The sequence below is a fragment of the Prosthecobacter sp. genome (genome assembly GCF_044236155.1).
In the GTDB taxonomy this organism is placed as follows: Bacteria; Verrucomicrobiota; Verrucomicrobiia; order Verrucomicrobiales; family Verrucomicrobiaceae; genus Prosthecobacter.
Genome location: NZ_JBIIHA010000007.1, coordinates 204,142 through 217,488, shown reverse-complemented (window position 1 = coordinate 217,488; position 13,347 = coordinate 204,142). Strand labels below are relative to the sequence as shown.

Below are 13,347 nucleotides of genomic sequence, written 5' to 3'. Positions count from 1 at the left end.
TCGGCACGCCGTCGATGAGGCCCTCGTCCATGCAGACGTCGATGACGTTCGCGCCGCTCTCGACCTGCTGACGCGCGATGGCGACGGCTTCCTCGAGTTTGTTTTCCTTGATGAGCTTCGCGAATTTCGGCGAGCCGGCCACGTTCGTGCGCTCGCCGATCATGAGGTAGTTCGAGCCGGGGCTGAGCACATACGGCTGCGAGCCGCTGAGGCGCATCGTGTGTGGATCGGCGGGCACTTCACGCGGCGCGAGACCTTCCACGGCCTTTGCGATGGCGGCGATGTGCGCAGGCGTGTTGCCGCAGCAACCGCCCATGATGTTCACGAAGCCGCTGCCGGCGAAATCCTTCGCGTAGCCCGCCATGTCCGGCGGCAGCAAATCGAAGCCCGTCGGTGCCAGCGGGTTCGGCATCCCGGCATTCGGATACGCGGAAACGAAGCAATCCGCCTTCGCGGCGAGTTCTTCGAGGAAGGGGCGCATCTTGTCCGGGCCGAGCGAGCAATTCAGACCGATGGACAGCGGCTTCACATGCCGCATGGCATTCAAATACGCCTCCGTGATCTGCCCGGAGATCATCGTCTCGCCACCGGGGCCGACGGCGGCGCTGATCTGCACCGGCAGCTCGATTTTGTCCTCTTCAAACACCTCGCGGATCGCCACGAGGGCCGTCTTCGCGTTCAACGAATCGAAAATCGTCTCCACGAGCAGCGTATCGACTCCACCGGCGATCAAGGCGCGGATTTGATGCTTATACGCGGCCTTCACCTGATCGAAGGTGACGTAGCGGAAGCTCAAATCGGTCAAATCCGGGAACTGCGAGAGCGACACCGTCATCGGCCCGATGGCTCCAGCGACGTAGCGCTTCCGTCCCGTCTGCTCGCCGATGATGTCCGCCCATTTGCGGCACTGACGGGCGGACTCGAAATTGATCTCCCACGCGAGGTCATTCAAAAACGTGTCCTCAATGATGCCTTGGAAGAATTCCGGGCACTTTTTGCCTTCCCGGAAGAATTCCGCCTGCGCGATGCTCGTGCCGGAAAACGTGTTCGTCTCGATGATGTCCGCCCCGGCTTCGAGGAAGCGCTTGTGGATGTCCTCAATAATATCGGGGCGCGTGATCGAGAGGATGTCGCCGTTGTTCAGGATGTCCTTCTCGTTGTCGCGGAAGCGCTCGCCGCGTGCCGAGGCCTCGTCGAGCACGCCTTTGGCTTTGTACTCGCGAATCGTCGTGCCCATGGCCCCGTCGATCACCAGGATACGCTGGCGCATGGCGGCTTCGAGTTCAGGGCGGCAGTTAGGACGTGCGGGCATGGTCAAAGACTACCCAAAGGCCGCGAAGGGTCAACCCTTCGCATCAACGCATCATGATTTGAGGATGTGATCACGATTCTAATTTACAGGACAGCAATCCGTTATATCGGCGCACATGTCCGCCAAACGCAAAACCAGCATGCCCGAAGCCAGCCCTGAGGCCCTCAATGAGAACCTCGGCAAGCGCGTGAAGAAGCTCCGCGCGGATCGCGGCTGGTCTCTGGAGGAACTGGCGAATGCCAGCGGGGTGAGTCGCAGCATGCTCAGCGAAATCGAGCGCGAGAAGGCGAATCCCACGCTGACCGTCACCTTCCGCATCGCGCGAGCTTTTGGGCTCACTTTGCAGGAGCTGATCGAGAGCGCGGAGGCCAGCGCATCGAAAATCCAAGTCATCCGCGCCAGCGACCGCGCCCAGGTCTTCCGCAGTGACAAGCAGCATGAGATCCGCACGCTTTCGCCGCTGAATCTGGAGAAGGATGTCGAGTTTTACGAAGTCCGCCTTCGCCCCGGCGGAGCACTTCGCTCACAGCCGCACTTTGAAGGCACGCGCGAGTTCCTCACCGTCGAGGAAGGCAGTGTCCGCATCGAATCCGACCAGGACACCGACGAACTCACCAAAGGCGACTCGGGCACCTACCGCGCCGATGTACCGCACGCCATCGTGAACACCGGCAAGGCCGATGCGCTGGTATTTCTCGTCGTGATTTATCGCTGAGCATTTTTTCCAACCAACCATGAAGCCAACCATCCTCCTGTCCCTCCTGTTTTGCGCCGTCGCCCAAGCGCAGATGCCTCCCGCGCTCGTGAATGCGGAACGCGCCAAAATCCTCGAAGGCGTCAAATCGGTGCCAAAGCTCGGCGCACCCGGTCCGGTGGGGATTTGGGGCCAGATCGCGTTTCCGATCCTTTCGGCGCCGGACAAAGACGGCGTGGAAATCGCCGTCGCGGCGGCTGCGGCGTTTGGGAAAGGCCGCGTGATCCTTTTCGGCCAGAATTCCTACCTCAATGGAGCAGGTGGCGGGGATCACGCAAAGCTCATCGAGAACTGCGTGAAGTGGACCGGCAACAAAGCGAAGCCTCGCGTCGGCGTGAAAGGCGTGCGCGGCCTCGCAGGCATCGATGCGAAGGAGTTCGACACAGTGGAGAAGAAAAACCTCACGGACTTCGACGTGGTCATCATCAATACACAGGGCGTCGTCGGCAAAGAAGAGGGCGAGGCACTCATCGACTACATCAAAGGCGGTGGCGGCTTCATCGGCGGCATGACGGGCTGGGCTTATGGTCAAACCAGCGGCGGAAAGGACCTCACCACCTCCCACGGCGTGAATCAGGCTATCATGGCCGCAGGCGTGGCGAACACAGACATGAGTGCCTTTGACCAATTGCGCTCGTTTGAGGCCCGCGTGGAGCTTCCAGCGATGATGAATGCCTCCGAGGCCATCACCGCGATCAAAAAACAACGCGAAGGCGGCCCGGCGCTCACGCCTGAGCAGATGAAGCAGGGCATGAATGCCATTCAGATCGCCATGGCCGCGCAACCGCCGGACCGCAGCAATTTGAAGAACGCCGTCGCCGCCGCGCTCGGCAACGCCGGCTCCGACGCTCCCATCCCGACCGCCAAAGCTCCGCTCAATGACACGCAGCACGCCGCCGCACGGCTGCGTCTCGGCATGGAGACACGCATGCTCCGCCTCATGAGCGCGGAAGGCATCAAGGCGCATCCCGCGCACATCGAATTCCCCGGCAAGGCCCCTGAGAACGCCCCGCGCACCGGCGCGGAGATCGCCATCACACCGAGCATCTCCGGCTGGCACAGCACCGGCCTTTACGCGGTCGCGGGCGAGCCCATCACGGTGACCATTCCCGAAAAATACGCCGACAAAGGCTACGCCGTGCGCATCGGCTGCCACAGCGACACGCTTTACCATCTCGACAAATGGGAACGCGCTCCCGACATCACCCGCAGCGACACCTTGGCCACCACCACGACGAAAACGACCTCCGCCTTCGGCGGACTCATCTACATCGAGGTGCCAGGACGAGCGAAGGACGACGAACCCTTCACCGCCGCCATCAAAGACGCCATCGCCGCGCCGCTCTTCGTCCTCGGCAAAGATGACGATGCGAGTTGGAAGGCAATCCGCCAGCGCCCAGCGCCGTGGGCGGAAATGGCCTGCGACAAGATGATCATCAGCTTCCCGCGCGAAGTCGCGCAGGCCATCAACAATCCCACCGAGCTCATGCAGTTCTGGAAAGCCGTTGTCGAGGCCCAGGATGAGATCACCAACCAGGCCACCGAGCGGAAACGGCCCGAGCGCATCGTTGCTGATGTGCAGATCAGCGCCGGTTACATGCACAGCGGCTATCCCATCATGATCCCCACGAGCGCCGCGCCGGAGATGACTACGCTCACGCGTTTGAAATTTCCCGGCTGGGGCTTCTACCACGAAATCGGCCACAACCACCAGCGCGGCACCTTCACCTTCGATGGCACCGGCGAGGTCACGAACAACGTCATCGGCATGTATTGCTACGACGCCGTCTTGAAGAAAGACTGGCTCATCGGCCACGGCGGCATCACCGAGGAATCGCGCAAGGACCACATCAAGAAGATCAAGGCCGCGAAGGACAAATGGCAGACGTGGAAGAGCGATCCCTTCCTCGCTTTGACGACCTACATCCAGCTCATCCAGGAGTTCGGCTGGGAAAGCTGGCGCAAGTATCTGCACAGCTTCGACGGCACCGAATTCGGCCCCGAGCCCAAAGGCGACGACGAAGCCCGCGACCAGTTCCTCATCCGCTACTCCAAGATCGCCAACAAGAACCTCGGCCCCTTCTTCGACTTCTGGGGCATCCCCGTCAGCAGCTCCGCGAAGACGGAAGTGAGCAAACTGGAAGCGTGGATGCCGAAGGGGCTGTGAGCGGCTACTTCGCCAAAGACACGCACACGATCTCCTCGTCGTTGCGCATGAAGACGCATTGATTCGCGAAAGCCGGGTGTGACCACACAACGGCGCGGCGGGGGTCAGTGGTGGTCGGCTTCAGGAGATGAGCACGGCTGATCTCCTCGTAGCCTTTTGGCGTCATCTTCGCGATGATGAGATCGCCGAGTTCGTTGGCGAGAAAGAAGCGGTCCTCGTGTTTGATGATGAAAGCGTTCGCCCAGCGCACTTCGCCACCGCCAGTCGTCGCGGCGAAGGTTTCCCACACACGCTCGCCGGTTTGAAGCTTCAGACAGCGGAGCTGGCCGTAGCTGCACACACCGTAGATATGGCCGTCCTCGATGAAGGGCGTGCTCATGATGCTGTGCAGCGTGTCCGAATTCTTTTCGCTGATGCTTTTTCCTTCCCACATCAGCTCGGCGGCAGGTTTGGCGGTATCAAGCTTGAAGCACTTCGAGCTGGTGTAGAAGGAGGTCAGGAACAGCAGGTCGCCCGCGACACGAGGCGTCGGAATCGTCAGCCCGAAGCGCACCTCCCATGGATAGGACCAAAACACCTTCCCGGTGGCCGGATCGAGCAAGTTCACGGACTGCGGATGCCAGATGAGGAGTTGTTTCGCTCCGCCGTTTTCGATCAATGTCGGAACGCCGTAACCCGGTTCTCGGGCATCGAGCGCGCGCCAGAGTTCCTTGCCCGAATCCTTGTCAAAGGCCACCACGATGCTGCCCGGTCCGCCGCAGAGGCAGACGAGACGGTTGCCATCGAGCAGTAACTGACCGGCGAACCCCCACTGCGGCGTTTTGGCTTCGTATTCCTGCTTCAAATCGTGCGCCCAAAGCACTTTGCCAGTGGCGGCGTCGAGGCAGTGGAGATTCGCCTCAGCTCCATACGTCCAAACCTTGCCATCACGCAGCAGCGGCGTGGCACGCGGGCCGGTGGAGTAGCTCATGGTGTAGGTGCAGTCGTAGCGATGCTCCCAAAGCTGGGCGCCACTTTTAGCATCGAGACAAAGCACGCGTTCACTGCCCGGAATGAGGCCGCGGGCGAAGGCGTTCGCGGGCACGCTGGCTTTGTCGGCAATCTGGCGGTCCATCACGAAGACCTTGCCATCGGCCACAGCGGGTCCGGTGTAGCCTCCGCCGATCTTCGCACGCCACAGCACTATCGGGCCGCCCTCGGGAAATTTTTCCACGATGCCGGTCTCTCGCCACACCGCATCCCGCTGAGGGCCGAGCCACTGGGGCCAGTCGTCGGCACGAACGGTGGCAAGGAGAAGAAAGAAGAAGCCGAGGCGCATGGGTCAAAAAACTCGCCCAAACACGCCATGTTGCGAAAAATTATCCATCACGCCTCACCCGCAGCAGCGGCGCAGGCAGATGCTCGCTGGTCAGCCAGAGAGTGAGGTTGTCACCTTCATAGCAGACGCCCTCGACCTGGCGCAGCAGTTCCGGCTCGATGCGCGCAGGCGGTTGCTTCAAGGTATCCGCGAGCGGCTGTTCGGGCGGGAGTTTCCACTCGTAGAGGCTGCTATAGGTGGCGACAACCATGCGGGTGCCATCAGGCGAAAATCCGGCGGCGGTGGTCATGCAGTTGTCATGAGGGCGCTTCCCGGCGCGGATCAGCTTCGGGAAGGTGATGTCGGCGACTTTCTCCAGCGTCATGCTGGCGTCCATCCGCATGAGCTGCGGGAAAATGTAGAGGGCGCTCCGCCCTTCCTCGCTTTTCGTGAGAATGTGAAGCCTGTTTGTCAGCGGATGCACCAACAGGCTCTCGGCGTTGTGCTTGCCGTCAGGATAACTCACGCGCCAGATGACCGGCGTGGCGCTGATCGTCTCCTCGACCACCTTTCCCGGCTCGCTGATTTGCGGCTCGGGAATTTGATAAATCTGGATCGTCGGCCGCATCTGGAAGTTGTCCCCGATGTCGCCGATGAACAACGCAGGCCCGCCCTTCTCATCCTTGCCGAGGGCGATGTCCTCCCAGTCAAAATTCGCCGCGTCGCGAACGCGCACCTTGGCGCGGGTTTTGCCATTCCGATCAATCGCAAACACACACGGCTCGCCGCCGGAGTCATTCAGCGTCCAGAAAATGGACGGATCACGCCCGCTGAGGCACAGGCCGGAGCTTTCCTTGATGCGCTTGTCATCGAGGATGGCCACGCGCTCGCTCGTGCTCGGCACGGGCTTCTCCGGCCACGCGGTCTGAGCGCAGGCATGCGCTGCGCAGAGGATGAGAAGAAAGAAAGCTTTCATGGCTCAACCCAGCGGAGTGGCGGGACCCGAGAGCATGCGACTGTGGTGAAAATTCACCCGGTTGAGGAACCAGCGCCAAGTGTAGCCAGGACGCCCGCGCTCGAGCAGGAAATGCGGGCAGTCCTTGTGCGCGGGGCTGACGCCGCGGCGCGGCCAGTGATAGTGCGGTACCACATTGCCCAATGGAATATCGTAGGCGCGCATCAAATAAGCCGCGAGACGCGCCGTTCGGTCGATCGTCGCGCCGATGTCGTTGCCGCTGTGCTCGCACATCTCGATGCCGATGCTGTAATTGTTTCCCGGTCCGTCAAAGTCGGCGTGCTCGCCCTGCTCACGGCAAGGCAGGTGCTGGATGGCGACATTTTCCTGCACGGTGAAGTGCCAGGTGAGGAAGCCGATGCGGTTGCCGCCCTTGCGCTTTGTGGCACGCAACGCGCCGCGCTTCAGCGCCAGCGCATGCTGATATGCGTCACCGCTGTAATTCTGCGTGCTGTGAATCGTGATGTAGCGCGGCTTCATCGGCCGGTAATAACGACGGCCCACCGTGCCGGCGGGGATGAGGTCCAGTTTGACGCGTGCCTCGGCGAGAAGCTGGTCCGGCGTGACCGGGCCGGGCGGCCCGTTGTTGAACCGCGACTCCCACCGGGCGATGCGTGACCCGTCGTAAGTGGCGCAGGCCACGACCATCACGGCAAGAATCACTGGGAGGACAAGGGCAACGTGTCGGCGCATGGCTCTCTTTACGTTCCAGAGGTCAAAGTTCAAGGTTCAAGGCGGCCAAACCGCGCTTTAAGACGTGCCGGCCGCCGAGACCTTCGGCGTTTTTTGCCGCCAGCCGCGCCGCATGTTCCATGCTCCGCTCCAGCGGCCAGCCAGACATCCAGCCGTGCAAAAAAGCGCCGTGAAATACATCCCCGCATCCCGTTGTGTCGATCAAAGGCTCCGCTTTGAAGGCAGGCTTGTGAAAATACACGCCGTCAGGTGTCCAGCCATGACTGCCACCAATACCTTCGGTGATGACCAGCAGCCGCGCCGGTGATCGGAGCAAGGCGGCGGCCATTTCTGCCAGATCCGTCTTCCCCGAGCACTTTTCCGCGAAATCACGCGAGACAACGCGCACATGACTCGCCTCGAACAAATCACGAATTGACTCGCGCCAGCGTCCCGCGCCGCCATCGAACGAGATTCCGATGTTTTGCGCCTTCGCGGCCTCGATCGCGGCTCGGCAGGCATTTTCATGACGGCCGTTGATGTGGAGCAGGCGAGCTCCTGCGAGCAGTTTCGGCTCAAAAAACGGCTCCGGGGCCGATGCGGGCATGAAAACGATCTGCCGCGCCCCGTCCCGCTGGCGCACCAGAATCACCGCATGGGCCGGTTCGCCGTCCAGTAGCACACATTCATGCCCATGCGCCCGCAAAACGGCCAGCGCCGTAGCCACCGGCCCCCCGGCGTCCACGCAGGAGGCCAGCGCCTGCGTCACCTGCTCCTGCGCGCTGAATTCCGGCACGACGAAAAACTCGTCCCGCGTCTCCGCGCCGATGCCGACGACCTTGAAAGAACCTGATGCCATGCGGCGGCATGATTCCCGCGATTTCGCGATTGTCATCCACCTCCGAGTCATTCAACATCCGCGCTTCTCATGAGCACCTCCGCCACTTCCGACGCCTCCGCCCCTTGGTACAAGCAGATGACAAGCTACCACTGGTTCGTCTTCATCGTGGCTTCGCTGGCGTGGTTGTTTGACTGCCTCGACCAGCAGCTCTTCCTCCTGGCTCGCAACTCGGCCATGAAGGCCCTGTTGCCGCCGGATATGGACCCGATCAAGTATGGCGGCTATGCCACCTCGATCTTCGTCGCAGGCTGGGCCACCGGCGGTCTCATCTTCGGCTCCGTCGGCGACCGTATCGGCCGCGCGAAGACACTCACGCTCACCGTGCTCATTTACTCGGTGTGCACCGGGCTTTCGGCGTTCTCCAAAGGCTGGATCGACTTTGCGATCTACCGTTTTCTCACCGGTCTCGGTGTCGGTGGTGTCTTCGGCCTCGCGGTCGCTCTCGTGGCAGACACGCTGCCGGATACGGCCCGCGCGGGTGCGCTCGGCACCTTGCAAGCGCTCTCCGCGGTCGGAAACATCGCCGCGGGCCTTACCAGCATGTACATGGGCAGTTTGGAAGCCTCTAAGGCCATCGAGCCCGGAACCGCGTGGAAGTACATGTTCCTCGTCGGCGCCCTTCCCGCCTTCCTCTGCGTCTTCATCCAGATCCGCCTCAAAGAACCCGAGAAATGGGTCAAGGCACGCGCTGCTGGTAAGGCGGCTGGTGTGAAGTTTGGCTCCTACTCCTCGCTGCTCGGTGATGTGCGCTGGCGGAAGTCCGCCCTGCTTGGCATGGTGCTCTGCGTGGCGGGCGTGATCGGCCTGTGGGGCATCGGTTTCTTCAGTCCTGAGCTTGTGGGCGATGTGATGGAACGCTCGCTGAAGGCTGAAGGCGTGGCTCCGGAGAAGATCGCCGGTGAAAAGACCTACTGGATCGGTGTGAACTCGATCGTGCAGAACCTCGGCGCGTTCTTTGGCATGCTGCTGATGACAAAAATCGCCCAGGGCCGCGGCCGCAAGCCTGCCTTCGCGATGGCCTACGTCGCCGCCATGATCGCTACCATTGGTTTCTTCCAATTCTTCGATGGTCGCGGCGACATCTGGATGAGCGCCGTGATGGGTGCCTGCCAGCTCGCCCTCTTCGCGGGCTTCGCCATCTATCTTCCTGAGCTCTTCCCCACCAGCCTGCGCAGCACCGGCACGAGCTTCTGCTACAACGTCGGCCGCTTCGTTGCCGCCAGCGGTCCCTTCACCCTTGGCAGCCTCCAGGCGGCTCTGAAAGCTGGTGCCACCACGCCCGAAGCGAAGCTGGAAGCCTTCCGCACCGCCTGCACCTACATGAGCGCCATCTTCCTCCTCGGCCTCGTCGCTCTCGCCTTCCTCCCCGAGACCAAAGGCCGTCCGATGCCGGAAGACTGAACCGCTTCGCGGTCATGACGAAACCAGAATGACGAAGGCCGAATCGCTTCGTCATTCATTCGTCATTCGACATTCTTCACTCGTCATTTCGTCATGTCTCCCGCCGAACTCATCGTCCTCAAAGACCCGTCCGCGCTCTCGCCAGAGGCCCATGCCCTGTGGCAGATCAAAAATGGCGATTGGGATTCCGCGCACAACATCGCGCAGGACATCCACACGAAAATGGGCTCGTGGATTCACGCGCTGCTGCACGTGATCGAGGGAGATCAATGGAACGCGGACTACTGGTTTGCCAAGGCAGGCAAACCCTCGCACGGACCGAAGGAGATCGACAAACTTTGGGACGAAATCGCCGGTGTTGTGCTATCTTGAAGCTTACCACCTTGAACAACGACCCCGCCAAGCCCCAGCAACGCTTCGAAGACCTCCGCGGCATCCTGCGCTATGTGCCGCAGTTCCGTCAACGCGTCTTCGTGATCGCGTTCGATGGAGCGCTGATGACTCAGCCGGGCTTTGCCAGCCTTTTGCAGGACGTGGCGGTGCTTCAGTCGCTGAACATCGAGGTCGTCCTCGTATTCGGCGCGCGTGCCCAGGTCCGCGCGCTCGCGGAAAAACGCGGCATCACTCTTTACAATGACGACGGCATGGGCCGGACGGACGCGGCAGGCATCGAGATCGCCAAGGATGCCATCATGCGGCAATGCAGCGATCTCGTGGCCGATCTGACCGCGCTGGAGATGCCGGTGGCCGTTTCCAACGCGCTCGCGGTGCACCCGGCGGGCGTGATTGACGGCGTGGATCTCGAATTTACCGGCCGGATCGAGCGGGTGGACGAGGAATCGCTGCGCGCGCTGCTCAAGGCCGACATCATCCCGATTCTGCCGCCGCTCGGTTACGACGGCAAAGGCGCGACCTTGCGCCTGAACTCTGACGCGGTCGCCGTTGAGGTCGCCATCGCCCTCCAGGCCGCGAAAGTCATCTTTGTGGCCGAATCCGGCATCACCGCCGCGGATGGCACGCGCCTCGCGCAAATGTCCGTCGCCGATGCGAAGGAGATGTACAAAAAGAAGGACGGGAAATACGATGTGAGCCTGCTATCGAAGCTGCGCTACGCCTCGCTAGCCTGCCAGGAGGGCGTGCCGCGCGTCCACATCGTCGATGGCACGCAGGACGAGGCGCTGCTGGCCGAATTGTTCTCCAATGAAGGCGTCGGCACCATGATCCATGCCGATGACTACCAGCAGATCCGCAAGGCACGCGCCAGCGACGTGCCCGCGCTGCTTTCCATGATGCAGCAGAGCGTGGACGACGCCGCGCTCGTGCCGCGCACACGCGACCAGATCCAGTCGAAGATCAAAGACTTCTTCGTGCTAGAGCTCGACGGGAATCCGATCGGCTCAGTCGCCGTGCATTCGTATGAGGAGGACGGCAGGAAAATCGCCGAGCTGGCCTGCCTGTTCGTCCGCCGCTCGCACAAGAACAAGAATCATGGCCGCAAACTGGTCGCCTTCGCGGAGGAAACCGCGAGGCAGCGTGGCAGCGAGGTGATTTTCGCCCTCAGCACGCAGGCGTTCCGCTTTTTTGAGGAAAAGATGGGCTATGCCGTGGCCGATCCTGACGCCCTGCCCGCGAGCCGCCGCGAAAAATACGACAAGAGCGGCCGGAACTCGAAGGTGCTGGTCAAATCTCTGAAATAGCTCAGCGAAGCGGCGAGTTGCTGATGCCGACCTCCGCGATCGCGATGGCCTTGTCCTGAAGTTTTTCGCCGATGTAGCGCTGCTGGAACTGCAGGCGGCAGCGACGCCCGTCCTTCGAGAAAGCGAGCCAGAAGTCTGTTGATTTGATGTGGTCCGCCTTGCCGCTCACGTCGGCCCATTCGTAGCGTCGTGTTTCGCCAAACAGCACCTCGGTCACGCCGCCGGCGCTCAACGTGGCGGAATAGCCCTTCGCCTGCCATCCCAGCCAGGAGGCCGCGCCTCCGACCAGCAGCAGCAACGCGCCCAGAACGACGAACGGCCCGATGACCTTCACGCGGCCAAAAAAACTGCCGTTGCCGTATTCCAGCGCGAAAAACTTCACCCGGGTGAACATGATCTTCACCATCGCGATTCCCGCGATGATCAGCAGAGGCCCGCCGCCGAGCAGGCCCCAGGTGTACATGTCCCCGATCAGCAAGGTGACCCCGTCACCCGAATCAGCCGCCTTGGTGAGAAACGGGGAGATGTCCGGCAGGGGCAGGACGGCGAGGAGCGTCGGGGATGAATTCATGACTGCTAATTGATTTAACCAAGCCGGTGACACGCCCGTCAAGCCTCGCTTCCGTCACATTTGTGCCGCCGGATGAAAGCCTTCACCTCCGCTGGATCGGCGTTCATCGGCCAAGTCTTCAGCGGCTTTGATTTCAGGGCCTCCAGCGTGGGGTGCGTCGGCTCGTTACCCGTGGCCTGCTTGACCACGTCGGGAAATTTCGCCGGACTCGCGGTGGAAAGCACCACGCTGATGCGATCCTGCGCCATGTCGGTGAAGGCGCAGGCGGTGTGCGGATCGAGAACATACTGCCAGTCCTGCCACATCTGGGCAATGACGCGCTCGATCTGCGCGTCGTCCATGCGCGTGGAGTGCATGCTGGTCTTTGGCAGCGTGATTTGCAGCGGCGCGCCGGATTTGATCTTCACCATCACCTCGCGCACGCGCTCCGGGCTTTGATCTAGGATGTAATAGAGGAAGCGCTCGAAGTTCGATGCGGCCTGGATGTCCATGCTCGGCGCGTGGCTGGGATGCACGTCCTCCTGGCGGTATTCTCCGCTGCTGAAGAACCGATGCAGAATGTCGTTCTGGTTGGTCGCCACGCGGAAGCTGCCTGCGGGCATGCCCATCTGCTGCGCCAGCCAGCCGGCGAGGACGTTGCCAAAATTTCCAGTGGGCACGACGTATTCGGCCGTCGCACGCGCTTCTTCCGGCAGTCTCAAGCAGGCCCAGATGTAATAGACGCACTGCGCCAGCACGCGGGCGATGTTGATCGAGTTTACGGCGGAGAGATTCACCGCACTGGCGAACTCAGTGTCGCCAAAGATGTCCTTCACCACACGCTGCGCGTCGTCGAAGGTGCCGGGGACCGGGATGGCGAACACGTTTTCCGCGCCCGTGCAGGCCATCTGCCGCTCCTGCAGCGGTGCGACGCGGCCGTTCGGATAAAGAATGAAAATCGTGATGCCATCCTGGCCCATGCAGCCATGAATCGCCGCCGAACCGGTGTCACCCGAGGTCGCGCCGAGCACGGCGAGGCGTTTGCCGCTCTTGGCTACCTGCCGCTTGTAAAGCAGGCCCAGCAGTTGGAGCGCGAAGTCTTTGAACGCGAGCGTGGGGCCGTGAAACAACTCCAGGATGTAGGTTTTGTCCGTGATCTTCCTCAGCGGGGCCACATCCGGCGAATCGAAGCGCCGATAAGCCTCCGCCGTGAGCTGATGCCACTCCGCGTTGCTGATCTCCGGCGCAAAGAGCGTAAAAAACTCCGCCGCGAGCTGCGGATAGGTCAGCTTTGACCATGCAGGCAGCTTGTCGGCGATGCCCGGCAGTTTCTCCGGCAAAAACAGCCCGCCATCCGGCGCCAGTCCGGCTTCAACGGCTTCAGAGAACGTATGCGGCCTCGTCTGGCCGCGGGTGGAAATGTAATGCATGGGCGGAATCAATCGGGGCGCGCATTCTGTGATGGATTTGACGTTGCTCAAGTAATCCGTCCCGCATGATTTAGGCTTGTTAGAATTTCTGCCCTCTGTCAGTGTCTCGAAATGCGTGTTATTGGCCGGAAAAATAGTGCTCCCTTCGCAA

12 protein-coding genes are annotated in these 13,347 nt (G+C 61.6%); 5 read left to right on the top strand and 7 right to left on the bottom strand.

The window, feature by feature from the left end:
* Positions 1-1,312, bottom strand: a 1,312-nt coding sequence (locus ACILSE_RS08840; protein WP_395717011.1) for a homocysteine S-methyltransferase family protein, incomplete at its 3' end; no start/stop codon positions are given.
* Between the two features lie 115 nt (positions 1,313-1,427).
* On the opposite strand from ACILSE_RS08840, the gene ACILSE_RS08835 reads away from it, so the two are divergent.
* Entirely contained in the window at positions 1,428-2,027 is a 600-nt protein-coding gene (locus tag ACILSE_RS08835) for a helix-turn-helix domain-containing protein (RefSeq protein WP_395717010.1), read from the top strand.
* A gap of 19 nt (positions 2,028-2,046) precedes the next feature.
* On the top strand, positions 2,047-4,233 hold the full coding sequence (locus ACILSE_RS08830) for a M60 family metallopeptidase (RefSeq protein ID WP_395717009.1): 2,187 nt from the start codon (positions 2,047-2,049) through the stop codon (positions 4,231-4,233).
* Positions 4,234-4,237: 4 nt separating this feature from the next.
* Here ACILSE_RS08830 and ACILSE_RS08825 read toward each other — a convergent pair whose 3' ends face one another.
* Genes ACILSE_RS08825 through ACILSE_RS08810 form a run of 4 tightly spaced genes read right to left on the bottom strand, consistent with a single transcriptional unit; the run spans position 4,238 to position 8,076 of the window.
* A complete protein-coding gene (locus tag ACILSE_RS08825; protein ID WP_395717008.1) occupies positions 4,238-5,551 on the bottom strand; it encodes a PQQ-binding-like beta-propeller repeat protein in 1,314 nt (437 codons plus the stop codon).
* Between the two features lie 40 nt (positions 5,552-5,591).
* Entirely contained in the window at positions 5,592-6,506 is a 915-nt protein-coding gene (locus ACILSE_RS08820; RefSeq protein WP_395717007.1) for a hypothetical protein, read from the bottom strand.
* Positions 6,507-6,509: 3 nt separating this feature from the next.
* Positions 6,510-7,238: an N-acetylmuramoyl-L-alanine amidase family protein gene (locus tag ACILSE_RS08815; RefSeq protein ID WP_395717006.1), complete on the bottom strand. Its 729-nt coding sequence runs from the start codon at positions 7,236-7,238 to the stop codon at positions 6,510-6,512.
* A 22-nt stretch (positions 7,239-7,260) separates the two neighbouring features.
* Positions 7,261-8,076 (bottom strand): carbohydrate kinase family protein, encoded by an 816-nt coding sequence (locus ACILSE_RS08810; protein ID WP_395717005.1) that lies wholly within the window; start codon positions 8,074-8,076, stop codon positions 7,261-7,263.
* 69 nt (positions 8,077-8,145) lie between these two features.
* On the opposite strand from ACILSE_RS08810, the gene ACILSE_RS08805 reads away from it, so the two are divergent.
* The 3 genes from ACILSE_RS08805 to argA all read left to right on the top strand — a co-directional run bounded on the left by ACILSE_RS08805 (position 8,146) and on the right by argA (position 11,216).
* Entirely contained in the window at positions 8,146-9,519 is a 1,374-nt protein-coding gene (locus ACILSE_RS08805) for an MFS transporter (RefSeq protein ID WP_395717004.1), read from the top strand.
* A 93-nt stretch (positions 9,520-9,612) separates the two neighbouring features.
* Positions 9,613-9,891, top strand: coding sequence for a hypothetical protein (locus tag ACILSE_RS08800; RefSeq protein WP_395717003.1), 279 nt, complete (start codon positions 9,613-9,615; stop codon positions 9,889-9,891).
* Positions 9,888-11,216, top strand: coding sequence for an amino-acid N-acetyltransferase (argA, locus tag ACILSE_RS08795; protein ID WP_395717002.1), 1,329 nt, complete (start codon positions 9,888-9,890; stop codon positions 11,214-11,216). Before ACILSE_RS08800 ends, argA begins: the two co-directional genes overlap by 4 nt.
* 1 nt (position 11,217) lies before the next feature.
* Here the strand turns inward: argA and ACILSE_RS08790 are convergent, their stop codons facing one another.
* Entirely contained in the window at positions 11,218-11,787 is a 570-nt protein-coding gene (locus tag ACILSE_RS08790; RefSeq protein WP_395717001.1) for a hypothetical protein, read from the bottom strand.
* Positions 11,788-11,825: 38 nt separating this feature from the next.
* A complete protein-coding gene (gene thrC / locus ACILSE_RS08785; RefSeq protein WP_395717000.1) occupies positions 11,826-13,196 on the bottom strand; it encodes a threonine synthase in 1,371 nt (456 codons plus the stop codon).
* Positions 13,197-13,347 lie beyond the last annotated feature (151 nt).